This is a genomic window from Burkholderia sp. BCC1993 (genome assembly GCF_905339865.1).
Classification (GTDB): Bacteria; Pseudomonadota; Gammaproteobacteria; order Burkholderiales; family Burkholderiaceae; genus Burkholderia.
On the sequence record NZ_CAJPGZ010000028.1, the window covers coordinates 43,327 to 67,633 of the forward strand.

Annotated in this window: 18 protein-coding genes and 2 pseudogenes; 4 read left to right on the top strand and 16 right to left on the bottom strand. The window is 68.1% G+C overall.

The genetic code is table 11. The features are described 5' to 3' along the window. Positions 1–5: 5 nt before the first annotated feature. Genes U4Y91_RS34360 through U4Y91_RS34385 form a run of 6 tightly spaced genes read right to left on the bottom strand, consistent with a single transcriptional unit; the run spans position 6 to position 7,956 of the window. Positions 6–1,886, bottom strand: coding sequence for a cellulose synthase catalytic subunit (locus U4Y91_RS34360; protein ID WP_321808804.1), 1,881 nt, complete (start codon positions 1,884–1,886; stop codon positions 6–8). 5 nt (positions 1,887–1,891) lie between these two features. After that, positions 1,892–3,655 carry a glycoside hydrolase family 9 protein gene (locus U4Y91_RS34365; RefSeq protein WP_321808805.1) on the bottom strand — a complete coding sequence of 588 codons (1,764 nt, stop codon included), beginning with the start codon at positions 3,653–3,655 and terminating at the stop codon, positions 1,892–1,894. After that, on the bottom strand, positions 3,652–5,877 hold the full coding sequence (locus tag U4Y91_RS34370; RefSeq protein WP_321808806.1) for a glycoside hydrolase family 2 protein: 2,226 nt from the start codon (positions 5,875–5,877) through the stop codon (positions 3,652–3,654). The genes U4Y91_RS34365 and U4Y91_RS34370 overlap by 4 nt, the downstream gene beginning before the upstream one ends. A 3-nt stretch (positions 5,878–5,880) precedes the next feature. Continuing rightward, positions 5,881–6,354, bottom strand: a complete 474-nt coding sequence (locus tag U4Y91_RS34375; protein WP_321808807.1) for an ATP-binding protein — start codon at positions 6,352–6,354, stop codon at positions 5,881–5,883. 43 nt (positions 6,355–6,397) lie between these two features. Continuing rightward, entirely contained in the window at positions 6,398–6,736 is a 339-nt protein-coding gene (locus U4Y91_RS34380; RefSeq protein ID WP_321808808.1) for an STAS domain-containing protein, read from the bottom strand. Between the two features lie 44 nt (positions 6,737–6,780). Then, positions 6,781–7,956 (bottom strand): PP2C family protein-serine/threonine phosphatase, encoded by a 1,176-nt coding sequence (locus U4Y91_RS34385; RefSeq protein WP_321808809.1) that lies wholly within the window; start codon positions 7,954–7,956, stop codon positions 6,781–6,783. On the opposite strand from U4Y91_RS34385, the gene U4Y91_RS34390 reads away from it, so the two are divergent. Continuing rightward, on the top strand, positions 7,955–8,137 hold the full coding sequence (locus tag U4Y91_RS34390; protein ID WP_321808810.1) for a hypothetical protein: 183 nt from the start codon (positions 7,955–7,957) through the stop codon (positions 8,135–8,137). The two genes, U4Y91_RS34385 and U4Y91_RS34390, sit on opposite strands and share 2 nt — an antisense overlap. 40 nt (positions 8,138–8,177) lie before the next feature. On the opposite strand, the gene glgC is transcribed toward U4Y91_RS34390, so the two are convergent. Beyond that, positions 8,178–9,488, bottom strand: coding sequence for a glucose-1-phosphate adenylyltransferase (glgC, locus tag U4Y91_RS34395; RefSeq protein WP_321808811.1), 1,311 nt, complete (start codon positions 9,486–9,488; stop codon positions 8,178–8,180). Positions 9,489–9,904: 416 nt separating this feature from the next. On the opposite strand from glgC, the gene U4Y91_RS34400 reads away from it, so the two are divergent. Next, a complete protein-coding gene (locus tag U4Y91_RS34400; protein ID WP_321808812.1) occupies positions 9,905–10,924 on the top strand; it encodes a hypothetical protein in 1,020 nt (339 codons plus the stop codon). 20 nt (positions 10,925–10,944) lie between these two features. On the opposite strand, the gene glgX is transcribed toward U4Y91_RS34400, so the two are convergent. Beyond that, complete coding sequence (gene glgX / locus U4Y91_RS34405) at positions 10,945–13,089, bottom strand: glycogen debranching protein GlgX (RefSeq protein ID WP_321808813.1); 2,145 nt, start codon at positions 13,087–13,089, stop codon at positions 10,945–10,947. Positions 13,090–13,190: 101 nt separating this feature from the next. Between glgX and U4Y91_RS34410 the strand changes: the two genes are divergently transcribed. Continuing rightward, positions 13,191–15,842, top strand: a complete 2,652-nt coding sequence (locus U4Y91_RS34410) for a glycogen/starch/alpha-glucan phosphorylase (RefSeq protein ID WP_321808814.1) — start codon at positions 13,191–13,193, stop codon at positions 15,840–15,842. A 34-nt stretch (positions 15,843–15,876) separates the two neighbouring features. On the opposite strand, the pseudogene U4Y91_RS34415 reads toward U4Y91_RS34410, so the two are convergent. Further along, positions 15,877–15,975 (bottom strand): annotated as a pseudogene (locus U4Y91_RS34415) (UTP--glucose-1-phosphate uridylyltransferase); the annotation flags it as partial. 101 nt (positions 15,976–16,076) lie between these two features. Between U4Y91_RS34415 and U4Y91_RS34420 the strand changes: the two are divergent. Then, entirely contained in the window at positions 16,077–16,724 is a 648-nt protein-coding gene (locus U4Y91_RS34420; RefSeq protein WP_321808815.1) for a hypothetical protein, read from the top strand. Positions 16,725–16,860: 136 nt separating this feature from the next. Here the strand turns inward: U4Y91_RS34420 and U4Y91_RS34425 are convergent, their stop codons facing one another. The 7 genes and pseudogenes from U4Y91_RS34425 to U4Y91_RS34455 form a co-directional block, all read right to left on the bottom strand. Continuing rightward, positions 16,861–17,982 carry a diguanylate cyclase gene (locus U4Y91_RS34425; RefSeq protein WP_321808816.1) on the bottom strand — a complete coding sequence of 374 codons (1,122 nt, stop codon included), beginning with the start codon at positions 17,980–17,982 and terminating at the stop codon, positions 16,861–16,863. 45 nt (positions 17,983–18,027) lie between these two features. Further along, complete coding sequence (locus tag U4Y91_RS34430; protein WP_321808817.1) at positions 18,028–19,035, bottom strand: chemotaxis response regulator protein-glutamate methylesterase; 1,008 nt, start codon at positions 19,033–19,035, stop codon at positions 18,028–18,030. Then, positions 19,032–21,410: a hybrid sensor histidine kinase/response regulator gene (locus tag U4Y91_RS34435; protein ID WP_321808818.1), complete on the bottom strand. Its 2,379-nt coding sequence runs from the start codon at positions 21,408–21,410 to the stop codon at positions 19,032–19,034. Before U4Y91_RS34435 ends, U4Y91_RS34430 begins: the two co-directional genes overlap by 4 nt. Further along, positions 21,407–22,144: a chemotaxis protein CheW gene (locus U4Y91_RS34440; protein ID WP_321808819.1), complete on the bottom strand. Its 738-nt coding sequence runs from the start codon at positions 22,142–22,144 to the stop codon at positions 21,407–21,409. Before U4Y91_RS34440 ends, U4Y91_RS34435 begins: the two co-directional genes overlap by 4 nt. After that, complete coding sequence (locus tag U4Y91_RS34445) at positions 22,141–23,613, bottom strand: CheR family methyltransferase (protein WP_321808821.1); 1,473 nt, start codon at positions 23,611–23,613, stop codon at positions 22,141–22,143. Before U4Y91_RS34445 ends, U4Y91_RS34440 begins: the two co-directional genes overlap by 4 nt. Positions 23,614–23,621: 8 nt before the next feature. Beyond that, entirely contained in the window at positions 23,622–24,098 is a 477-nt protein-coding gene (locus tag U4Y91_RS34450) for a chemotaxis protein CheW (protein WP_321808820.1), read from the bottom strand. Between the two features lie 28 nt (positions 24,099–24,126). Continuing rightward, positions 24,127–24,307, bottom strand: a pseudogene (locus U4Y91_RS34455) (methyl-accepting chemotaxis protein); the annotation flags it as partial.

Below are 24,307 nucleotides of genomic sequence, written 5' to 3' on the forward strand. Positions count from 1 at the left end.
TCTCCTCAGGTTCGGGACGATTCGTGCGCGGCGTGCGCGGCTTGCCCGCCGGCCTGGTGCCGTGCGTGCGCGCCATGCGTTTCGTCAGGCGCTTCTTCGGGCGGCCGCCAGAACGCGGCGAAAACGACGGGCATCATCGCGAGGATGTTGTTGCCGCCCCAGAGCAGATTGACGACGATCGCAGCTGGATCCACGTTCGCACCCGACGCCCAGCGAAGCGCCGCCCATGCGAGCGCGAACGCCGTGAGGGCCGCGACCGCGATCTGCGGGATCACGAGACGCACGAAATTGCCTTCCTGACGATCCTTGGGCGTCACCGGAAACTTGATCGTTTCGCCGCTCAGCACCGCGCGCAACGCACGCAGGCTCACCGGAAAGAACGCGAGATACGACGACTTGGCGGCCCACCCCGGAATCCCCCATGCGCCGAACATGAACGCGAGTTCGGTGCAGATGATGAACGGCAGGAAATGCCAGTAGAACGGGCCGGTGAAGGTCCGGACCGGCGAGATGTTCGTCAGCAGGTAGACGATCGGCGCGATCAGGAACATCAGGTTCCACACGCTGCCGAAATACGACCAGAACGTGCTCAGGTACATCAGCTTCTGTGCGCCCGTCAGCCCCGGGCGCAGCAGCGGGTTGTCGTGCAGTGCGATGTCGAGGGTGCCGCCCGCGTACTTGTAGCGCTGGATCGTCCACGTCAGCAGATCCTGCGGCGACAGCATCTTCGATTCGACGCGCGGATGCAGCACGGACTTCCAGCCGCGCGGCCGGTCCGAGTGCAGGACGATCGACGTGTAGATGTCCTCCGACACATGGAACTTGTAGGGCGTCATCTCCGAATGCGTCGCCGCCTGGCGGCGCAGTTCAGCGTCGAGATCGGCGCGCAGCGCCGGATCCGCGACTTCGCTGGCGAGTTGCGTCGCTTCGCGATCGACCGCGAGGCCATAAGCGCGCAGCGCGGCCTCCATCACCGCTTCGCGCCGGTGAATCGACGCGGCGCCGCAGCAGAAGGCCGCGTTGGCGCGGTTGCGGCGGCGCTGGATCACGTCGTAGAACATCTGCGGATCGCTGACGAACGGATCGGCGCCGATCCGGATCGGACCGACGAGCCGCTGCACGCCGCGGGCGAGCACACGCGCCGCCGCGCCGAGACGGCGCCCCGCCCATGCATCGAGCGTCTCACCCTCGGGCAGGTCGAAAAACCACTGCGGCGTCTGCACCCATGCGACCTTCGGATCGCGGAAGTAGCCGAGCGTATGGTCGAGGATCGTCGGGAACACGCGCGTGTCCGCATCGCAGATCACGATGAAGTCGCCGTCGGTCCGCTCCATCGCGTTGCGCAGGTTGCCGGCCTTGAAGCCGACGTTGTTGTCGCGCGAAATGTAGTGCGCGCCTTCCTCTTCCGTCACGGCGCGCATCTCGGCGCGCCGGCCGTCGTCGAGCACGTGCACGCGATAGTCGACCGGATGCGGATACGTGACGGCGCACGCCGCGCGGATCGACCGCCGCACCAGTTCGACATCCTCGTTGTACGTCGCGATGAAGAGATCGACCTTCGGCGGTCGGCGCGTGTCGTCGGACGGCGTTTCGATGCATTCGGACAGCCATTGCGGCGGCGGGCGCCGCGGATAGTCGTCGACCCGCCAGAGGTTGAACACGAACAGCGCGAGTCCGACGTAGGACAGCGTCTCGGCAATCACGAGCGGCACCGCGAACCACAACGCGTCGTGGTTCAGCGATGCCGTCCAGCGCCACACCAGATAGTTCGCGCCGAACACGAGCGCAAGCACCGCGAAGAACTGCCAGACGGATTCGATCGCCGTGGAATGCGGCAGTGGCTCGGGCGGCGTGCGATGCTCGAACGCATCGAAATAAAAGGCCATGTTCGCTACTCCGTGGCGACGCCCACACCGTTGCGCTGCAGGGCGCCGATCAGCCCCAGCAGCGACGCGTTGTAGTCGATCGCGAATTCATTGACCGAATAGGCGCGGTCGTCGTCGAGATAACTCAGAAGGCGCCGGCCGCGCGGCGCGACCTGATCCTGCGCAGCATCGTTCGGGCCGCCGACGAACAGGCCGGGTATCGTCTGGCCGGCCGCTCGCCCGAACAGGTGCGCGGGATGCTGCACCGATCGGCCGCCGATGCCGCTCACGAAGGCCATGCCGAACGGATTGACGCCGAGCAGGAAGTCGAGCTGCTCGACCGCCGCGCGCAGGTATCGCCGATCGCCGCCGTGACGCGCCGCCTCCGCGAGCAGGATGCCCTGCTCCGCATCCATCTTGTTGGAGCCCCAGACCAAGCGGCGATTGGCGAGCCGGAAGCCGCTCTCGCGCGTGCTGCGGTACGCTTCGTCGGCCGCCTGCCGGAGCGCGCGCGACAGGCGCGCACGAAGCGCCACGGGAATCGCGCGGTCGCCACGCGCGTCGAGCAGATGCAGCAGGCCGAGCGATGCCGGATTCTTCCATTCGAAGATCGCGAGACGGCCGGTCCACTCGGGGTGGCGCTCGACGTAGTCGAGATACGGGCGCTCGCCCGTCGCGAGCCACAGCTCGGCGGCCGCCCAGATACGGTCGTCGACGTCGGTCAGCAGGCTCGGCTCCCGATCGACCGCCGACCACATGTACGGACCGGACCCGCTGTCGTCGCCGGGACGGGCATCGACGAACTGCCGCGCATGCACCGTCCGCAGCCACGCCCACGCGCGCGTCGCCGCGGCCAGGTAGCGCGCGGCAACGGCGGCGTCGACATGCGCCCACGCGCGCGACGCCAGCGCGAATGCCGCGGCGGCCTTCGCGGTATCGGCGCTCGACACGCCGTACACGTAGCGCGTTTGCGTGTCGCGTTCGGGCGACATCGGGCCCGGCCAGTCGGCGCCGGAGAGCTTGCGGTACAGTGCGCCGTCCGCGCGCTGCATCGCGAGCATCCAGTCGAGCCCGACACGCGCCTCGTCCAGGATGTCGGGCACGCCGTTGCCGCTTTCGGGAATGCCGGTCTGCCCGTCCGTGAAGCGCTGCGGCGCGTCCAGATACAACGAGACCAGACGCGCGGCCGTCACGGCCGTCGTGGCCACGTACTTGCCGAAATCGCCGGCATCGTGCCAGCCGCCCGTCGCGTCGACGCGATGCCCCGCTTGCGAACCGGCCGTGTCGTCGTGCGCGAGCACGCCGTCCGCCAGATGGTCGGCCGGATGCGCGAGCCCCGTCTCGGGATCGTCGAGCGCGACGCCGCAGCGCTGCAGATAGAACGCGCGCAGCAACGCACGCTGCACGCGGCCGAGCACGTCGGGCTCCACCGCGAACACGGCCGCCGGCATCCGTTGCACGGCCAGGCGGTAGCGGCCGGCGGGCAGCGGCGGCAGTTCGAGCAGCGTCACACGCAGCCCGCTGTCCGGGTCGCGCCGCCCCGGCGCAGGCGGCCACGCGCGCAGCACGCGCCCGTCGGCGTCTTCAAGACGGACCGGCGCGTCGGGCGCGAGCCCGATCACGGCCGCGACATGCGCGAACGCGGGCACGTAACCGGCCTGATTGACCGCGAAGCCGTCGGACGGAGCGGGCGATCGCGGCGCTTCGCCGCGCGCGCCGGCCGCGCACGCGAACAGTGTCGTCGAGCCAAGCGCCAGCATTGCGCGCCGGTAGCGATGAGCGGATCTCATGGCAGCGTCCGCACGTCGAAATCGAAGCGATTGGTGCCGAGCACGCGCCCTTGCGCATCGCGAATCGTCGCCTCGAGCGCGTACGCGCCGGCGGCGAGCCGCGGCACGCGCACCGGCGTCACCGGACGGCCGCTGTCGGCCGCCATGTCGAATACCATGCGGCCCGAGGCGACCGTCGTGCCGCCCGTCGCGACCTGCCATTCGACGACGGTGTCCGGATACGACGTCCACGTATCGTTGATCGCCCACAGCGTGCCGTCGAACGTTTCGCCAGGCGCATACGTATCGCGCGTCCATGCGATCGACGGCAGCACCGGCTGGTACGCGCTCGCCAACGCGGCATAACCGCGCTTCGGGTGACGGAGGTAGTCGACGACGCCCCAGTTGATCGACGGCCATCCCTCGACGAACATGAACTGGAAGATCGACGCGACCGGCTGATAACGCTGACGCCGCAGCGTCTCCGCGATCCGTTGCACCAGCCTCGCCTGATAGCGCTGCGAGTTCGCGACGAACGCGCCGATATCACGGCCGCGCTTCACGCCCGCTATGTCGAACGTCTCGCGCCGCTGAAAATCGTGGTACGCCCATTCCGACCACGCGGAGTCGGTCTCCGCCTCGCTCGCCGGCCACAGATTGCCGGGGCTCACGATATGCCGCAGCGTGGCGAGATCGGGCAGCGCCTGTGCACCGAACTCGGTGATGTTCGGCTCGTTCATGGTCGGAATCGCGTCGGTCCACTTGCCCCAATACCATCCGAGCCAGAAGTGCTGGCCGGTCAGCGACGCGTCGTCCGCATGGCGGGTCGTGTCCTCGCGCAACGCGGCGCCGACCATCGCGGACAGCAGGCGGTTCTGGCCGGGATCCCAGTCGGGATAGCGATATTTCATCCAGTCGGCATCCCACGGCGGTTCGTTCTGGCCCGACCACGCGACGATCGACGGATGATGCCCGAGCATCGCCACCATGTCGCGGGCCTGATCCGCCGCATTCGCGGCGAACGGTGCCGAGTCGTCATAGCCCCACTGCAGCGGAAAGTCCTGCCAGATCAGCATGCCCTTTTCGTCGGCTACGTCGTAGAGCGGCTGCCCCGCGACGTGCGCATGCACGCGGACCGCATTGACGTGCGCGCCACGCATCAGGTCGAGATCGCGTGCATAGGCCGCCACGTCCATCTGCGACAGCCACGGGCTGCCGATATAGTTCGTGCCGCGCAGAAACATGCGCCTGCCGTTGATCGTCCAGCACGACTGCGCGGCGTCGAACCGGATCGCGCGCACGCCCGTGCGGCGTTGCGCGACGTCCATCGTGCCGTGCTCGTCGGCGAGCGTGACGACCACCCGGTAGAGCGCCGGGAAGCCGTATTCCGCCGGCCACCACAGCGCGACGTCGTCCAGTTCGCCGCGAATCGACACGCGATTCGCGCCGGCCGCCAGCGCGACCGGCCGTTCGAACACGTAGCCCCGTCCGTCGAAATTGGCGGGCACGACTCGCACGCGCAGCGTCGCGGCGGTGTCGCGCAGCGCGCGCGCCCGAACCTCGACGTCGAGCGTCGCATGCGTGCCGTCGCCGGGCCGCGCGTCGACCTTCAGCGCGTCGATCGCGGCCGCTCGACTCTCCCGCAGACGAACCGGCGCCCAGATGCCGCCCGAGTTCGCGTCCTGTCCGCGCGCGGACCACGCGCCGCCCGGCCGCGTGTCGTGATCGTTCAGCACGCCCTTGACGAGCCGCTTGTGCAGCGACCACGCGCCGCCCGGCGGTTCGAACGGGCTGCGCACGAGCACCGCCAGGTGGTTTTCGCCGTCGCGTAGCGCATCCGTGACGTCGAACGCGAACGGCGCGAAATAGCCCTCGTGATGGCCGAGATAGCGATCGTTGAGCCACACGTCTGCCTCGTAATCGACGCCGTCGAACTCGAGCGACGCCATCCGGTCGCCGCCGCGAGGCGCCACCATGAACGTCGTGCGATACCACAGCGCGCCCTGGTGATCGAGGCCCGCCGCGTACCAGTTCGCCGGAACGCGCAACGCCCTCCAGCCGCGATCGTCGACATCCGCGCGCCACGCATCCGCCGGCGCGCCGTCCGCATCGAGGATTCGCCACTGCCCGGCGAGCGACACTGCGCCGTCGCCGTCGCGCGCAACCGGCAGCGGCAATGCGAGCGCCGCGCATTGCCATGCGAGCAGACAGGTCGTGGCGGCCAGCGTCGCGACTCGCGTCATCGTCTAGCCTCGGCGCTTGACGAGCCGCAGGCGATTGACGCCGAGCCGCCTGCGATATTCGACGGCATCGACCGACGCGTGCATGATGCCGAGGCCCATCCCCCTTTCCGGCCATGTGTCGGCGTCGTCCGGATCGAACGACGGCAGGCTCCGCGGCGCGTCGAAGACGCCCGGCGGCGCCGCGGCGCCCGCATCGAAGATATCGAGCGACAGTGCGCGCCGCCCGCGGTGCAGCGTCAGCGCGAGCAGCGGCCTCGCGGCGGGCGGCGGGGCGTCCGGCATCGCGGCACAGCCGTGCCGGATGACGTTCGACGACGCCTCGATCGCCGCGAGCTCGAACGCATCGAGCCACGCGCGCGATTCGCCGCAGCACTCGCACGCCGCGCGCACCCAGTCGCCGATGTCGGCGAGCGCGTCGATGCGTGCTGCAAAGCGCGCACGCACATGCGGCACCGGCCGGTCAGGCCGGCCTTTCATCGGACGTCCCCGCGGCGCGCGGTGCATCGCACCGGCCGGCGGATCAGGCCTGCAGCCGTGCGCACGCCGCCTCGGTGTCGGGCACGACGGCGAACACGCGATCCATGCGCGTCAGTTGAAGCATGCTCCGCACGCCGTCCGCAACGCCGCACAGCACGATGTCGCCCTTGCCGCCCAGCGCCTTGAATCCGGACACCATCGCGCCGAGCCCGCTGCTGTCGACGAACTTCACGCACTGCAGATCGAGCACGACCTTCGCGACGCCCAGCCGCGCGAGCGACACGAGCTCGTCGCGGATCTGCGGCGCCACCGACGCATCGAAGCGCTGCGGCAGCACCTTGACGACCTTGATATCGCCGGAATCGCTCGTTTCGGTCAACATGAATTCCTCCAGTCTCCAGTCTTTCGACGGCAGAAATGAATCGGTCAGTCGGGCCGGCGTTCCAGCGCGAGGACCGACACGTCGTCGTCGAACGTGCCCGGTGCCGTGCCGCGCCACGCCAGCAACTCGGATTTCAATGCGTCCAGCGTCTCCCGCAACGGCCGTTGCGCGCGCGCGGACAGGAAGGTCCGCAGCCGCTCGTCGCCGAACAGTTCGCCGTCCGGCCGCGCGCATTCGGTGACGCCGTCCGAGTACAGGAACAGGCGATCGCGAGCGCGCAGCGTGAACGGCACGGTCTCGTACTCGCACCCTGCGAGCAGTCCGACCGGAAATCCGCCGTCGCCGAGCCGGAAAGCCTCGCCGTTCGCGGTGACGAGCAACGGATGTGTGTGACCGGCTTGCGTCAATCGGCCCGCGCCCGTGCGCGTATCGAGGACGCCGTACACCATCGTGAAGTAGGACGCGTCCACCGCTTCCTCGAGAAACAGCCGGTTCATCATGTCGACGACCGACGCCGGCGACAGTTGCGCGCTGGCGCCGCGCGCTTCCCCCTCGCGCGCCAGCAGACGATTCACGATGACCGACTGCATCGCGGCCTGCACGCCGTGCCCCGCCACGTCAATCGCATAGAACATCACGTGCGCATCGTCGACCGCCTTGACGTTCAGCATGTCCCCGGACAGATACGCGGACGGCGCGAACAGCCATTCGCATGCGACGCCGTCGATGCGCAGCCGCGGCGACGGCAGCATCGACGTCTGCACTGCGGCGGCAGCCTGCAGATCGGCGCGCATCTGGCTGTACGCGGTGTCGAGATGCCGGTTGCGCTCCTCGAGCGCCGCTTCGAGGTCGATCACGCGCAAGCCCGCGCGCAGCCGGACGCGCAGCTCGCTGATGTCGACCGGCTTCGTGAGGAAATCGTCGGCGCCTGCCTCCATGCCGTCGATCAGCGCATCCGAGCCGTCGCGCGCGGTCAGCAGGATCATGTAGATATATCTGCCGAGCGCCTCTTCGCGGATCGCACGACAGAGGCCGGGGCCGTCGAGTTCGGGCATGTCCCAGTCGCACACCACCATCGCGATATCGCGTCGCTCGCGCAGCAGCTGCAGCGCGAGCCGGCCGTCCGCGGCCTCGACGATCTCGAAGCCGAGCTTGCCGAGCGTACTGCGCAGCAACAGCCTGTAACTGGCGGAATCGTCGACGATGAGAACGGGTGGCATGGCCATGATCGAAATGAAGACGAAGCTCTTGGTGCGCTCGCCAGTTCGGCGTGCCGTTTGTCGATGGTTAATCGGAAAGGTGTCGCGCGCATCGAATCCGCGCCGCAATCGCGACGATGATCAATCCGCTTTCGCATTCGTGGCATTCGTGGCGCTCATCGATACGGTTTCCTGTCTTTGAATTGTCCGCACGCCGGCTTTCCGATCGATGCCTGCCGCCATCACGATGGAAGGCGTCCCAGCATCGCGCGCGTGACCACCACTACGCCGTCCGGCGTGCGTTCGAACCGCTGCGCATCGAGTGCCGGATCCTCGCCGATCACGAGGCCGTCCGGCAGCATGCAGCCGCGGTCGACGACGACCTTCGTCAGCCGGCAGCCGCGTCCGACCCGCGTGTCCGGCAGCAGCACGGCCTCGTCGAGCCGGCACGACACGCCGACCCGTACGCCGGGAAACAGCAGCGAACGCGTGACGCTCGACGCCGACACGATCGATCCGTCCGACACGATCGTGTCGACGATGTCACCGCGCTCGCCGCCCCGTCCGCGGAGAAATTGTGCGGGTGGCAATGACAGGCGGCGCGTCCAGATCGGCCAGCGCGCGCTGTCGACGTCGAATCCGCTCTTGCCCGACGCCAGCTCCAGATTCGCGGCCCAGAACGCGTCGACCGTGCCGACGTCGCGCCAGTAGTTCTCCGTGCCCGGCGCGTCGTCGATGCAGGACATCGAGAATGGATGGGCGCGCGCGCGCCCTTCCGCGACGACGCGCGGTATCACGTCGTGCCCGAAGTCGTGGCTCGACGCCTGATTGGCGGCATCGTCCGTCAGCAGGCGGTAGAGATAGTCGGCGTCGAACACATAGATGCCCATGCTGACGAGCGACGACGCGGCATCGTCCGGCACGGCCGCCGGTTGCGCAGGTTTTTCCGCGAACGCGGTCACGTTGCGGCGATCGTCGATCGCCATCACGCCGTATCCGCCCGCGTCGCGGCGCGGCACCCGCACGCAGCCGATCGTGCACGACGCGCGCCCGTCGACGTGGTCGCGCAGCATCACGGCGTAATCCATCCGGTATACGTGGTCGCCTGCCAGCACCAGCACGTACGCCGGACCGGCTTCTCGAATGCGCTGCAGATTCCGGTAGATGGCATCGGCCGTGCCGCGATAGATCGGCTCCTCGTGCAGGTGCCCGGGCGCCGGCATCACGTCAACCCTGGAATCCCGATCGGCGCGCAGGAAGCCGAGGCTTCCCTGCACGTGCCGCAGCAGCGAATGCGTGTTGTATTGCGTGACGACGCCGATCCGGCGGATGCCGGAATTGACGCAATTGGACAACGTGAAATCGATGATACGGAACCGGCCGCCAAAAAACATCGCCGGCTTCGCCCGTCTCTCGGTGAGCTGCTTCAGCCGCGTGCCGCGCCCGCCGGCCAGCACGATCGCGAACGTGTGGCTCGTCGGCGCGTACGCGCGTGCATACTCCGCGTGACGCCGATCGGGCAAGCACGTGATGCGGTCGAATTCGGCAAGCATCGTTCGCTCCGCTGAAATTCCGGATTGCCACCCCGTCGGGCAAGCCGCCGTTCGTTCGTCAGGTACGCCGCGCGCCGTCATCGACAACGCGCATTCGACAGCCCTGCTTATCGTGTTGAGGCACCGGATACCGCGATTGAAGCGGTGTGCCGTCCGGCCTCTCACATGCGGAAAATCCTGGATTTCGACATTTGACGAATTCGCTCCACGCCGATTCAAAAATGCTTAATTCATTCTGCGTCAATTTAAGGTGAAGCAATCGGCCTTCGCAAGACAGCGAAACGCCAAATTGCTGTCCGGATCGGAAATCGTCGTCGAATTGTGCGGCCGATTACCGGCGGCTCGACTAGACTCAACCCGCCTCGGTTACACGGATGGCGTTGCGTTGCCAGCCGCCATGCAAACGGTGACACGCATTGTTGAGCTACCTCTCGTTCGTCGCGCGTCTTTCATTTCAGAGGCGGATTCGCTGCCGTGTCGCCTGCCTTTTCGCCGCAGCAAGATCCATCGCACCGCCGTTCGGCTGCCCTGCCCGCGCATGGCTCGGCGCGCTGATCTATGCGGGACTGTCGATCGACGGCGCGTCCGCGCAAACGACGCGGGACGAAGTGCTCGACGGCCTGTCGAATTCGTTCTCGACGCCGTGGCACGAACTCGTGTCGCCGAACCGGGCCGACGGTCCGAACAGCTGGCTGTCGGGACTGTCGATCAACGCGGGGATCACGCAGGCGCTGCAGCCAAGCCAGAAAAGCCGCGTCGGCGCCGGTGCGCAAGGCGACCGGGCGAACGCGTCGACGATGCAGCTCGGCATTCGCTACAACCCGATGTCGTACTGGTTCGCGACGTTCACCGCCTATCGCTATCTGCGGCCGGGTTTTCAGCAAAGCTGGGATCCGGACTTCACCTATTCGTTCGGCTACGACGACTGGCATCCTTACACGCTCAGCCTGGTCTACGGCAACTACACGGGCAACCGCTTCGCGGCCGGCAATGGCGTCGCGCACAGCCGCCTCGAGCAAGGGGGCATTACGCTCGCCTACAAGTTCCCGCTGCCGGACTGGCTGAAGCCGGTCTTCCTGACCGGCATGGGCGACGACCTGATGTGCTCGGCGTCGTTCACGCTGGTGCCGCGCTATACCGATGTGCAGAGCGCAACGCGAGCGAACAAGACGAACGTCGGGCTCGGCTGCCGATATACGCTGCCGAACGGGCTGTACGCGACATTCACCGCATACCACTATCTTCGCCCGTCGCAGCAGCAACCGTGGGATCCCGATTTCGTGTACGGGTTCGGCTATTTCGACTGGCATTCCGACACGATCTCGATCCAGTACAACAACTACTCGGGAAACCGGTTTCCGTGGCGCTCGCGCGCGCCCGGCACCGGAACCTTCCGGGCCGGCAGCATCTCGATCTCCTGGTCGCACAGCTGGTGAACGCCGCGACCACACCGCGTTCAACGCGCGGCGGCCGGGATGGCCGAGCTGAGCAGCACGACCATGCCGTGCGCGCTAACCGCGATGCCGGCCTCGCCGGCCACGTCGCGCTCCGGCAGGTCAGGGTGCGCGGAGTCGAGCATCACGCGCCAATCGAGCACCGGCGGCGGCAGCGTGAACACCGTGTCGTCCCGGCCGCCGTTGATCAGCAGCAATGCGACGTCCACGACCGGCCCCGCGCCCGCGCCGTGCCGGCGATCGGGCCACGCGGGTGCGGCGCGCCGCACGGCGAGCGTGCCGCCTCGTCCGTCCTCCCAGGCCGACGTCGACATCGGCCGGCCGTGCGCGTCGAACCAGTCGACGTCCAGCACGCCCGGCAGCCATTCGTTGCGTCCATGCGGGAAATAAGGATGCTGAAAGACGCGGTAGCCTCGCCTGAGCCGCGCGAGGCGCGCGCAGAAGTGCAGCATGGTCGCGCCGCGCCGCGTCTCGCACGCGGACCAGTCGAGCCACGACAGTGCGTTGTCCTGGCAATACGCGTTGTTGTTGCCGAACTGGCTGTTGCCCCATTCGTCTCCGGACAGCAGCATCGGGGTTCCGTTCGACAGATACAGCGTCGCGAGCATCGCGCGCCGCACGCGCTCGCGCTGGCCGTCGACGTACGGATCGTCGGTCGGCCCCTCCGCGCCCCAGTTGGCGCTGCAATTGGCGTCGGCGCCGTCGCGGTTGCCTTCGCCGTTCACGTCGTTGTGCTTGTGTGCGTAGCTCGTCAGGTCGTGCAGCGTGAATCCGTCGTGCGCTGCGACGAACTGGATCGAAGCCCACGGACGCCGCCCGTCGCGGTCGAAGATGTCGGCCGAGCCGCACAGGCGGCGTGCGAACTCCGGCCGTTCGCCCGCATCGCCGCGCCAGAATCGCCGCACGCTGTCGCGATAGCGGTCGTTCCACTCGGCGAAGATCGCGGGATGATTGCCGAGCTGATAACCGTCCGGCCCCAGGTCCCACGGCTCGGTAATCAGCTTCAGGCGGTTGAGCACCGGGTCCTGCTGCAACGCGTCGAAAAAGCCCGCGCCGCGGTCGAAGCGGCGTGCCTCGCGTCCCAGCGTGGTGCCGAGATCGAAACGAAAGCCGTCGACGTGAAACGACTCGGCCCAATAGCGCAGCGAATCGAGCACGAGCTGCGCGACTCTCGGATGCGCGAGGTTCAGCGTATTGCCGCATCCGGTGTCGTCGACATGGCGGCGCTCGCCGCCCTCGGTCATCACGTAGTAGCTCGCGTTGTCCAGGCCGCGAAACGACAGCGAAGGCCCCAGACCGTCGGCCTCGCCCGTATGGTTGTAGACGACGTCGAGCACGACCTCGATGCCGGCCCGATGCAGCCGCCTGACCGCGCGCCGGATTTCGTCCGGGCCGCCGCTGCCGAGATAGCGCGGTTCCGGCGCGAAGTACGCGAGCGGGCTGTAGCCCCAATAGTTGACGAGCCCGCGTTCGACGAGCGCGCGGTCTTGCACGAACGCCTGGACGGGCAGCAACTCGATCGTCGTGACGCCGAGCCTGTGCAGATGGTCGATCGTTCGCGGCGCCGCGAGCGCGGCGAACGTGCCGCGCGCCGACGGATGGATGTCGTCCCGCAGCTGGCTGAAGCCTCGGACGTGGGTCTCGTAGATCACCGTCCGGTGCCACGGCACGTCGGGACGCCTGTCGTCACCCCAGTTGAACGCGTCGTCGGTCACGACCGCCTTCGGCATCGCGGGCGCGCTGTCGCGCCGGTCGAGTGCCGGCTCGCCGCGCAGCGAACCGATCCGGTACGCGTACAGCGCGTCGGTCCAGCGAACGGCGCCGTGCAGGCGCTTCGCGTACGGATCCAGCAGCAGCTTGTGCGGATTGAAGCAATGGCCGTTGCGCGGATCGTACGGCCCGTGCGCGCGAAAGCCGTACAGCAGCCCCGGATGCGCTTCCGGAAGGTAGCCGTGCCACACGTGATGCGTGCATTCCGGCAGCCGCAATCGCGCCACTTCCTTGCGCCCCGCCGGATCGAACAGGCACAGGTCGATGGCGCTCGCATGCATCGAAAACACGGCGAAATTCGTTCCGAGCCCGTCCCAGTTCGCGCCGAGCGGGTACGGTTTTCCGGCAGCCAGTTCCTGAAACGAGGCACTCGTCATGTCGCGTCTTCCAGTGGCGGGCCAATTTGCCGCCATGCATGCGATCGAATCCGGTTACGGTTAAATCGGCGTGAATTCCGGTTTGACTTACGTACGACCGATTGCCTAATCTTGTACGGGAATTATGTAGTAATTCATTGGAAATTCCAGTCCGCTCCTTTCGCTTTTTCGGAGTCGGCGGGACACCTTCACGAACGGGCCCGAATGCCGCGAAACCGCGCCGCGATGCGCGTTCGTGCGGGCCGTCAGACGACATCGGCGCCGATCGCGGCGGGAGAGCAACCATGCGCGACAACCAGCGGCCCGTCGGCCGGTCCGAAGCGGACGCATTGCGTGACGACATGCTGGCCGAACTTCGCTACGGCATCAGCAAGACGCCGGCGCAGGCGTCGCCGGGCGAGCTGTTTCACGCGCTCGCGCTCGCGGTACGCAGGCGGCTGGTCGATCGCTGGCTCGACACGGAAACCCGCTACGACGCAAGCCGCAGCAAACGCGTGTATTACCTGTCGATGGAATTCCTGATGGGTCAGTCGCTCGCGAGCAACCTGATCGCGCTTGGCCTCGAGCAGGCAGCGCGCGCCGCGCTGGAAAGTCTCGATATCGAAATGGGTACCGTGCTGGCGGCGGAATCTGACGCGGCGCTCGGCAACGGCGGCCTTGGACGGCTTGCCGCGTGCTTCGTCGAGTCGCTGGCATCACTCGGTTTCGCGGGATACGGCCGCGGCATCAAGTACGAATACGGCCTGTTCCGGCAACAGATCGACAATCTCGAACAGACGGAACGCCCGGATCTCTGGCACAGCGAATCATCGCCGTGGCTGATCGAACGTGCGGACGAAACCCGTTACGTTCCGCTGTATGGCCGCATCGAGCACGAGCGCGACGTGGGCGGCCAATACAATCCGATGTGGCTCGACTGGAAGATGATCGCGGGCGTGCCGCACGACATGCTCGTGCCCGGCTACGGCGGCCATACCGTCAACGCGCTGCGGCTCTATGCGGCCCGCGCGTCGGACACCTTCGACATGCGTATCTTCAACAGCGGCGACTACGTGCGCGCGGTCGAAGAGAAGATCGCATCCGAGACGGTGTCCAAGGTGCTTTATCCGGCGGACGACAATCACGCAGGCAAGGAGCTGCGGCTCGTCCAGGAATACTTCCTGGTCGCCTGTTCGCTGCGCGACATCCTGGACACGTTCGCGAAGACAAAGCTGCCGATCGAGCGCCTGCCGGAGCGTGTCGCCATCCAGATGAACGACACCCACCCCGCGCTCGCCGTCGCGGAGTTGATGCGCATCCTCGTCGACGAACATCGCGTGGCGTGGGAGACCGCCTGGAACATCACGCGGGCCGTCTGCGCGTATACCAATCACACTTTGCTGCCGGAAGCGCTCGAGACGTGGCCGGTCGAGCTCGTCGAGCGTGTATTGCCGCGGCATTTGCAGATCATCTACGAAATAAACCGGCGTTTCCTCGACGAAGTGTCGGCCCGCTGGCCGGGCGACGAGGCCCGGCTACGGCGAATGTCGCTGATCGACGAGCATGCGCCGCGCCGCGTGCGCATGGCGCATCTCGCGATCGTCGGTAGCCATTCGGTGAACGGTGTGGCGGCGCTGCACTCGCGACTGGTCTGCTCACAGCTCGTGCCCGATTTCCACGCGCTGTATCCGGAGCGCTTCAACAACAAGACGAACGGCGTGACCGTGCGGCGGTGGATCGTGCAGTCGAATCCGCCGCTCGCGTCGCTGTTCCGGGAACTGCTGGGCGGAGACGAGTGGATCATGGAAACCGGCCGCTTGGCCGGACTTGAGCGCTATCTGGACGATAGCTCGGTACATGCACGCCTGAAGGCGATCAAGCGACGCAACAAGCAGCAGCTGGCCGCGCTGATCCGGGAGCAGCTGCGCACGCCGGTGGACGCCGACGCGCTATTCGACGTGCAGGTCAAACGCATTCACGAATACAAGCGTCAGTTGCTCAACATCCTGCATGTGATGCATCTGTATCTGCATCTGGTCGAAGATGGCGGCGACATCGCGCCCCGGGTCGTCGTATTTGCGGGAAAGGCGGCGCCGGGCTACGCAATGGCCAAGTTGATCATTCACCTCATAGCGACCGTGGCAGATCACATCGATCGCGACGCGCGCGTGCGCGACCGGCTGCGCGTCGCGTTCTTGCCCGACTACAAGGTGTCGCTGGCCGAACGCATCATTCCGGCGGCTGACCTGTCCGAACAGATTTCAACGGCGGGCATGGAGGCGTCCGGCACGGGCAACATGAAGCTCGCTATGAACGGCGCGCTGACGATCGGCACACTCGACGGCGCGAACATTGAAATTCGCGATGCGGTCGGTGTCGAGAATTTCTATGCGTTCGGCCTGACGGCCGCCGAAGTGGAGGTCGCGCGCGCGAGTGGCTCGTATGACGCGCGCGCTTGCTATGAATCCGATCCGACGATCAGGCGTGTCCTCGATTCGATGGTGTGCGGGCGTTTCGGCAACGGCGACGACCGCTTCCGGCCGATCTTCGACAGTCTCGTCGCGGGCGGCGACTATTACTTTCACCTGGCCGATTTCGCGGCCTATGCCAGCATGCACGAACGCATTTCGGCGGATTTCGCGGACACGGCCGGCTGGATGCGGCGAGTCGTCGCCAATCTCGCGCGGCTTGGTCGCTTCTCCAGCGATCATACGATCGCCGAATATGCGCGCGACATCTGGCGTCTCGAGCCGATGGCGCCGTGCCGCGCGTGAGCCCGGCGCGATGCCGGCGCCGGGCGTCGACGTGCAAATGCCGGAAAACGCGCGACTTCAGGATAGAGTGGCCGATCACGCCAAGATTCGACGGCGCATCCTCCGGCGCGGGCTTTTCGACGATACCCGACAGATATTTCAGGCTCATCCGCAGCAGCGTCTCCGTTCGCCTTCTCGTCCGATTCGCACCATGTTTTGACATTGAGAAACACCGACCGGTGCGCCAAAGTTGTCATGCTCGCGCCCCGTTGCCCGAGCGCGAAGCGGATCGAACCGACCCGGCATCCCGCGACGGAAGCGACAGCCGACATCGCCAAAAATTCGCGCGTTCGTATACACCCAATGACCCGACCAACCGGTAGCCCTGACATCAACAATGCGTTGAATGCGCGCGCCCCGCAAAGCCGCGGGCCGGCGCTTCGGGTCGCGTTGCGGTTATGGGGCGTCGACGAGCGCGACGGGCAAGCGTGGCTCGTGGGACTGCGGCCGCGGCACGCCCGGTTGGATTGGTGGATCGCCCGCGATCGTGCGGCCGCCGGCGCCGACATCGTCGTGCATGTCGTCAAACCGACCGCGCATCGGCCGGACGGATTCTGCTGGAACTGTATCGGCGCAAGCGGCGCACTGAATCGGTCGCTCGAAGGCGAACGCACCGAAATCGCGTTGTTCACCGGCGACGCGAGTCAGATGCCGCATCGACGCTCGGGCCTCTGGGTGGTCGCAGGCGCGCTCGACACCTGCTCGGCGCTCGACGCACTCGGACGTTCGATGTACGCGTCGGTCGGGTGTCTGGCGGGCGGACGGATCACGGTGCGGCGCGACCTGCTAGCGCTGATCGCGCAGCGGCTCGACGCGATGGACGCATCGTTCGGCGCAACCTGATAGCCGGGCGGCACGCAACGTCGCCGCGATCGAATCGGCGTCGATGCGAATCGAACGGGCACGGTGGCTGACGCCCGACGGTTGGATCCGCGATCGCCACTTGACATAGCCGTAGCAAGACGCTGCCGCGTACGGATCAGGCCGGTTGCCCGCCGCCGTCGCTCGCCGTTGCCGGCCCCGCATCGATCGCGACGCGATTCTTGCCGTCGCGCTTCGCGCGGTACAGCGCGCGGTCGGCGGCTTCGATCAGCGACGTCATCGGCGTGCCGGCCGCCGGCACGACGCCCGCGCCGCCGATGCTGATCGTCACGTAGCGGCCGGTCGACGAATGCACGTGCTCGAGCCGCAGCGCTTCGATCGCGAGGCGAATCTTCTCGGCGAGCAGGCGCACGCCGCCCGGCGACGTGCCCGGCAGCACCACCGCGAATTCCTCGCCGCCGAAGCGTGCGGCGAGATCGCCCGGGCGGCCGAGGCAGCTTTCGACGGTCGAGGCGACCCGCTTGAGCACGTCGTCGCCCGACACGTGGCCGTACGTGTCGTTGTACAGCTTGAAGTTGTCGACGTCGATCATCAGCAGCGACAGCTCGCTGCGATCGCGCGTGCCGCGCCGCCATTCGGCGTTCAGGTATTCGTCGAGATAGCGCCGGTTCGACAGCCCGGTGAGCCCGTCGGAATGCGTGAGGCGGCGCAGTTCGAGGTTCGCTTCGAGCAATTGCTGCTGCGATTGCCGCAGTGCGCGGTAGGCTTCGTCGCGCTGCAGCAGGTTGACGTACGAGCGCGAGTGGTAGCGGATCCGTGCGACGAGCTCGATGCGGTCCGGCAGCTTTACGAGGTAGTCGTTCGCGCCGGCCGCAAACGCGGCGCTCTTGATTACCGGTTCTTCCTTGGTCGACAGCACGATGATCGGCACGTCGCGGATCGCGGGATTCGTGCGGTACGCCTTCACGAGGCTCAGGCCGTCGATGCCGGGCATCACGAGGTCCTGCAGGATCACGGTCGGCCGCGTTTCGACCGCGGCGGTGAGCGCGTCGTCCGAGCGCGTGCAGTAGTGGAAGTCGATGCCGTCCTCGTCGGCAAGCGCGCGCCGCACGGCCTGGGCGACGATCGTCTGGTCGTCGACCAGCAGCACCATCACCGGCACGTCGGTCGTCGGCGGCGTCTGCAGGGTCGCGCGCGCGGCTTCGAGCGCCGCACCCGCGCCGTCCGCGGCGGACGTGCCGTTATCGTGGCCCGGGCGTCGCGTGGAGTCGCTAGTCATGTCGATACCTGTTGTTGCCATTGCTGTCGCGCATGTCCATTTCATTCAGTTCCTGACGAGCGCCGCCAGTTCGCCCGCAATGCGCTCGAGCGGCAGGATCACGCGCGCAGCGCCGAGCGTCGCGGCGGCTTTCGGCATTCCGTAGACGGCGCTCGTCGCCTGGTCCTGCGCGATCGTATGGTAGCCCTTCATCCGCATCGCCTTCAGCCCGATCGCGCCATCGCGGCCCATCCCGGTGAGCAGCACGCCGATCACGTCGCCGGGCCAGTGCTCGGTCACGCTGCTGAAGAATACGTCGACCGACGGTCGGTACGGCGTCTCGGTCGGCTCGCGCGTGTATTCGAGCGTGCCGGCGCGCGTGATCCGCAGGTGGTCGTTGGTCGCGGCGAGCAGCACGAACGACGGCTGCGGCCGGTCGCCTTCGCGCGCGATGCGCACGTTGAGCGGCGTCTGGCCGTTGAGCCATTGCGCCATGCCGTCCGCGAACGCCTGATCGACGTGCTGCACGATCACGATCGGCGCGCCAAAATCGGTGGGCAGCGCGCCGAGGATCGACGCAAGCGCGGTCGGGCCGCCGGCCGACGCGCCGATCGCGACGAGCGGTCCGCCGTCGCCGCGCGCCGTCGTGCCGGCGGGGCGGGCGGCGCCCGTCGGCTTGTCGAGCAGCCGGCCGATCTGGTCGATCTTCGCGAGCAACAGCTGCGCGGTGTCACCGTTCGCGCCTGCGCCGAGCCGCGGCGTATCGACTGCGTCGAGCGCGCCGGCACCCATCGCCTCGTACACGCGCCATGCATTCGCGCCGATACTGCTCGTCACGATCAGGATCGCGCACGGCTTGCCCGAAGACATGATCCGCCGCGTCGCTTCGACGCCGTCGAGCTTCGGCATGATCAGGTCCATCAGCACGACGTCGGGCGGCTGCGCGGCGCAGAACTCGACGGCCTGCACGCCGTCGGTCGCGACCCACAGCACGCGGTGCTCGGGTCGCCGCGCAACCACGCGGTGCAACGCCTCGACGGCGAGCGGAAGGTCGTTGACGATGCCGATGTTCACGGACGGGCTTCTCCTATCAGGTCGCGTACGGCGTCGAGCAGGGTTTCGTCGTGGAAGCTGCTCTTCGCCAGGTAGTAGTCCGCGCCCGCGTCGAGTCCGCGGCGGCGGTCCTCCTCGCGGTCCTTGTACGACACGATCATCACCGGCAGCGATTTCAGCGCGGCATCGCGCTTGATCAGCGTGACGAGCTCGATGCCGTCCATGCGCGGCATGTCGATGTCGGTCACGACGAGATCGAAATCGGCGCCGCGCAGCGCGTTCCAGCCGTCCATCCCGTCGACCGCGACGGTGACGGCATAGCCGCGCTTTTCGAGCAGCTTGCGCTCCAGTTCGCGTACCGTCAGCGAATCGTCGACCACCAGCACGTGCCGGCGCCGCACGACGGCCGCCTGCTGCGCGCGCTGCACCTTGTCGAGCTGGCCGCCGCGCACGAGCTTGTCGACCGAGCGCAGCAAGTCCTCGACGTCGATGATCAGCACCGGTTCGCCATTCTCCATCAGCGCAGCCGCCGCGATGTCCTTGACCTTGCCGAGCCGGCGGTCGAGCGGCTGGATCACCAGCATGCATTCGCCGCGGAACCGGTCGACGGCGATCCCGTACGACTCCCATTCGTCGCCGATCACGACGGTCGCGACGCTGTCGCCCGCCTGTTCCGGCGGCGGTGCGCCGAGCAGCTGGTGCGCGGTGACGAGCCCGACCGGGCGGCCGTCGAAGCGGAAATGCTGCTGGCCTTCGAGCATGTCGATGTCGGCGCGCGCGAGTTCGAGCGTGCGGCGCACGTGCGCAAGCGGGATCGCGTACGCTTCGCCGCCGACCTCGACGAGCAGGCTGCGCACGATCGACAGCGTGAGCGGCAGTTGCAGCACGAAGCGCGCGCCGCGGCCCGGCTCGTTGAAGATCCGCACGGTGCCGCGCACGGCCTTGACCATATCGTGCACCGCGTCGAGGCCGACGCCGCGGCCCGACACATCGGTGACGCGGTCGCGCATCGAGAAGCCGGGGAGCAGCAGGAAGTCGAGCAGCTCGTGGTCGGACAGCCGCGCGGCCGTGTCCGCGTCGGTGAGCCGGCGCCCCGCGACGGCCGCGCGCAGCGCGTCGAGATCGATGCCGGCGCCGTCGTCGCTGACGGAGATCAGCAACTGGCCCGCGCTGTGGCGCGCTTCGAGCGTCACGCTCGCTTCGGCCGGCTTGCCGCGCGCGATGCGCTCGTCGGGCGTCTCGACGCCGTGGTCGAGCGCGTTGCGCAGCAGGTGGCCGAGCGGCGCGTCGAGCATGTCGAGGATGTCGCGGTCGACCTGCGTCGTTTCGCCGACGATCGCGAACCGCACGCGCTTGCCGAGCGAACGTGCGAGATCGCGGACGATGCGCGGATACGCGTGCGTTGCGTCGCCGAACGGTCGCATCCGGCAGCGCAACGCTTCGTCGTAAAGCTGCTGCGCGAGATGCGTGCTGCGGCGGTCGAAGCGGTCGAGCTCGTCCAGGCGCGCGCCGAGCTGCAGCTGCAGGTTGCCGAGCCCCTGGCGCACATCGTTCAGCGACGCGAGCGCGGCCGGGTCGAGCCGCTCCGCGAGCGTTTCGACGAGCACGTCGAGCGAGCGCGCGACGTCGCGCTGCATCCGCTTGATGCGCAGGATCGAGCCCGTGAACGGCTTCAGCCAGTGCGATTCGACGAGCGATTCGCTGGACAGGCTCAACAGCTGGTCGAGCTGCTCGGCGCGTACGCGCAGCATCCGCTGCAGATCGTGCCGGGGGGGCGGTTGGGTGTGCAAAGGCGGGGCGTCGGGCGCGACGGCATGCAAGCCCGGCGACGGATCGGCCGGCGGGTGGCGCGGGGGGCCGTCGCCGGTGCGCGGCGATATCGAGACAAGGGCGGCATCGTCGGGCGCGGAGCCGATGTGCGGCGCTGCGGGGCCTGGTTCCGGCGCGGGCGGTATGGGCAGTGTAAGCGGTGTGAGCGACACCGCGCGTTCGGCGCGCTCGTCCGACGCGTCGGTCGGACCCAGTGCGGCCAGCGCGTCGATGTCCGCGCGCGAGACCGCCGCCGCCGGATCGGCGTTGCCGACGCGCAGCAGCAGGTCCACGCCATGCAGCAGTGCGTCGATGTGCGCGGTCGTCAGCGTCAGCTCGCCACGCTGCGCGGCGACGAAGCATTCCTCCATCGCGTGCGCGACGTCGACGCCGTCCTGCAGGTCGACGATGCGCGCGGCGCCCTTCAGCGAATGCGCGGCGCGCATGCACGCTTCCAGCGCGGGCGCGTCGCCGGGCGAATGTTCGAGCGTTAGCAGGCCACTCGCGAGCGCCTGCGTCTGCGTGTGTGCTTCGTCGCGGAACAGGTCGAGCAGCGACAGGCGCATCAGGTCGTCGTCGGTGCTCATCGCAGGCTCCTCGCAAGCGAGTCGAACACGCGATCGGTGTCCAGCACGCCGATCGTTGTATCGCGCCACGCGAGCAGGCCGCGCGTGTGCATCGCGGCCGCGTGGGTGAGCGTCGTCGGCACCGGCAGCAGCGCATGCGCCGCGAAGCGCAGCACGCCCTCGACCTCGTCGACGGGCAGCGCGACCGCGTCGCCGCGATGCTCGACGACCAGCATCCGCGCATACGCGTTGCGCGACTCGTGCGGTCCGGTTGCGTTGCGTTCCAGATTCAGCAGTACGCCGAGGGATGCTGCGATCGTCAGCGTGCCGCGCACGTTGACGAGCCCGAGCACGGCACCGTCGCGCCGGTGCGGCAGCGAATGGATCGGGCGCGGCCCGTCGACCTGCCGCAGCGCGGCGGCGGGCAGGCCGAGCCATTCGTCGCCGACGCGGAACGCGAGCGCGGACTGCTGCGCTTGCGCATCGTCGGCAGATGCGGCGGATGCAGTGAGTCGTGCGTCTGCAGGGGCTGGTTGCGACGTGCTGCGTGCGGCACGCGCCGTTTCGGCGAGGTCCGCGTCGGTGAGCGGCCGGTCGAGCAGCTTCCCGGCCGCGTGTTCGAACACCGGGCAGTTCAGGCAGCGGGTGTGCACGACAAGCCGCGGGCACGAGCCGTCACCTCGCGTGCCGATGCGATTCCAGCAATCGTCGACGGCCCTGGCCGGAGCGCGATCGTCACGAGCGGCGTGGGTCATGGGTTCCGCCCGGTTCGCTGGTCCGGTCCGCCGTCGGCACGGCTGACGCGCCGCGCGCTTGCCCGCTGCGCACGCAGCATCAGTTGCCGGGCACCTGCCGCGTCACCTGCCGCGTCGCGCAGCGCGGCGAGATGGGTCAGCGCCTCATAGTGAGCCGGGTCGAGATACAGCGTCTTACGATAAAAATCCTGCGCGTCCGCATCGAGGCCGCGCGCATCGGCGATCAGGCCGAGCAGGTAGAACGCGTCCGCGTCGGGGCCGTGCGCGAGCGCGAACGCGTGCGCGGCGCGCTCGGCGTCGTCGAGGCGGCCCGTGTCGGCGAGCCGGCGGGCGTCGGCGAGCGTGGGCGCCGGGGCGGCGGGTGCGCTCGGCGCGGCATCCGCGGCATCGAGCGCCGCGTGCGCGATGCGTGTCGCCGGCGGCCGCTGTGGCACGGCCGGCGGGTGGTGCAGGGTTGCCGTTGCGAAATGGTTTGCCATGGAGGGTGCCGCCACCGGGTGCCGGAGCGGCAACGTCTGCGGCGCCACCGGCTTCGCAGATGCCACAGACAAGGTGGGCGGCCGCTCGCCATCGTTCGCGCCCGTGGCCGGAGCATCAGCCGGCGGCGCGCGATGGAACGCGAACGCGAGCGGAATGCGCGCGGGCGCCAGCGCATGCCGCATCATCAGCCCCGTCTCGGCCGGGCCGACGAAGATCGTGCCGCCGTCCGCGAGTTGCCGGTCGAGCAGCTTGATCGACTGGTCCTGAGCGTGTCGGTCGAAATAGATCAGCACGTTGCGGCAGAAGATGAAGTCGTAGCGCGTGTCCGCGTCGAGCGGCAGGTCGAACAGGTTCGCCTGCACGAAGCGTACCGGCCCGCGCACCCGCGGGTCGAGCTGCCAGCCGCCGACCGTTTCTTTGAAATGGCGGTCGCGGAATTCGAGCGGATGGCCACGAAACGCGTTGCGTCCGTAGACGCCGGCCCGCGCCCGCTCGATCGCGCGTGCGCTGATGTCGATCGCGTCGATCGCGAAGCGTGACGGGCCGATGCCGGCGTCGAGCAGTGCCATCGAGATCGAATACGGCTCCTCGCCGGTCGAGCACGGCACGCTCAGCACGCGCAGCGTGCGCGCCGGCTCGCGCACGAGCCGCGCGTCGGCGATCCGCGCAAGCGCGACGAATGCCTCGCGGTCGCGGAAGAACCACGTTTCCGGCACGACCAGCGTTTCGATCAGCGCCTGCCGTTCGTCCGCGGACGCATTCAGCCGCTGCCAGTACGCATCGATCGCGGCGCCACCGGCGGCCTCGGCGACGTCGCCCGGCATGCCGCCGGCGGGCAGCGGTGTGTCGGGCGCGTCCGGTGCATCGGCCTGCGTGACGCGTGCGCGTTCGGCAACCGCGCGCGCGAGCGCACGATTGCCGAGCGTCGCCGCATCCATCCCGGTTTCACGCGCGAGCCACGCTTCGAATCGAGGGTCGTTGGCGTTCATCATGGCCATCATCCGGCAAGCGCCTGCGCGGGCGGAAACAGCAATGCGCGCGCGTCGTCATCGAGCATCTGCTCTACGTCGATCCGCTGCACGAATCCCGTCGCGTCGGCGGCGACCGGCCCGAGCCAGCGCGCGTGCGGCGTCGCGATCCCGCTGTCGGCGAATTGCGCGGGCGCGAACTCGCGCACCTGCGTCGCGTGCTCGACGATCAGCCCGAGCCATCGATCGGCGCCGTCCGCCTCGTGTTGCTGCGCATAGCGCACGACGACGAGCCGCGTCGATCGCAGCGCGTGCGCCGCGCGCCCGAGCGCGAGCCGCGGCACGTCAATCACTGGCACCAGCGTGCCCCGGTGATCGATCACGCCGGTGAGCCATGGCGGCGTACCCAGCATCGACTTCACGGGCGCGAGCGCCAGCACCTCGACGATCCGCGTCGCATCGAGCGCGTAGCGCTCGCCGTCGAGTTCAAAAAGTAGGAAGAGCATCGTGTCGTCCGCCCGAAGGCCGCGTGCGTCAGCCGTCGATCTTGAAGCGCGACACGCCGGTGCGCAGGTGGTTCGCGACGAGCGTGAGGTCGTCGATCGCCTGCGACGACTGGCGCAGCGATTCGGCCGTCTGCTGCGCGGCTTCCGACAGCTGCGACAGCGCCTGCGTGATCTGCTCGGCACCGTTCGCCTGCGTCTGCATCCCTTCG

Coding starts and splice junctions, on each gene's coding strand:
- U4Y91_RS34425 (WP_321808816.1), bottom strand. CDS start 17,982: ATGACTAGCGACTCCACGCGACGCCCGGGCCACGATAACGGCACGTCC.
- U4Y91_RS34440 (WP_321808819.1), bottom strand. CDS start 22,144: ATGACCCACGCCGCTCGTGACGATCGCGCTCCGGCCAGGGCCGTCGAC.
- U4Y91_RS34370 (WP_321808806.1), bottom strand. CDS start 5,877: ATGACGCGAGTCGCGACGCTGGCCGCCACGACCTGTCTGCTCGCATGG.
- U4Y91_RS34420 (WP_321808815.1), top strand. CDS start 16,077: ATGCTCGCGCCCCGTTGCCCGAGCGCGAAGCGGATCGAACCGACCCGG.
- U4Y91_RS34360 (WP_321808804.1), bottom strand. CDS start 1,886: ATGGCCTTTTATTTCGATGCGTTCGAGCATCGCACGCCGCCCGAGCCA.
- U4Y91_RS34390 (WP_321808810.1), top strand. CDS start 7,955: ATGGCCATGATCGAAATGAAGACGAAGCTCTTGGTGCGCTCGCCAGTT.
- U4Y91_RS34375 (WP_321808807.1), bottom strand. CDS start 6,354: ATGAAAGGCCGGCCTGACCGGCCGGTGCCGCATGTGCGTGCGCGCTTT.
- U4Y91_RS34385 (WP_321808809.1), bottom strand. CDS start 7,956: ATGCCACCCGTTCTCATCGTCGACGATTCCGCCAGTTACAGGCTGTTG.
- U4Y91_RS34435 (WP_321808818.1), bottom strand. CDS start 21,410: ATGAGCACCGACGACGACCTGATGCGCCTGTCGCTGCTCGACCTGTTC.
- U4Y91_RS34450 (WP_321808820.1), bottom strand. CDS start 24,098: ATGCTCTTCCTACTTTTTGAACTCGACGGCGAGCGCTACGCGCTCGAT.
- U4Y91_RS34365 (WP_321808805.1), bottom strand. CDS start 3,655: ATGAGATCCGCTCATCGCTACCGGCGCGCAATGCTGGCGCTTGGCTCG.
- glgX (WP_321808813.1), bottom strand. CDS start 13,089: ATGACGAGTGCCTCGTTTCAGGAACTGGCTGCCGGAAAACCGTACCCG.
- U4Y91_RS34445 (WP_321808821.1), bottom strand. CDS start 23,613: ATGAACGCCAACGACCCTCGATTCGAAGCGTGGCTCGCGCGTGAAACC.
- glgC (WP_321808811.1), bottom strand. CDS start 9,488: ATGCTTGCCGAATTCGACCGCATCACGTGCTTGCCCGATCGGCGTCAC.
- U4Y91_RS34380 (WP_321808808.1), bottom strand. CDS start 6,736: ATGTTGACCGAAACGAGCGATTCCGGCGATATCAAGGTCGTCAAGGTG.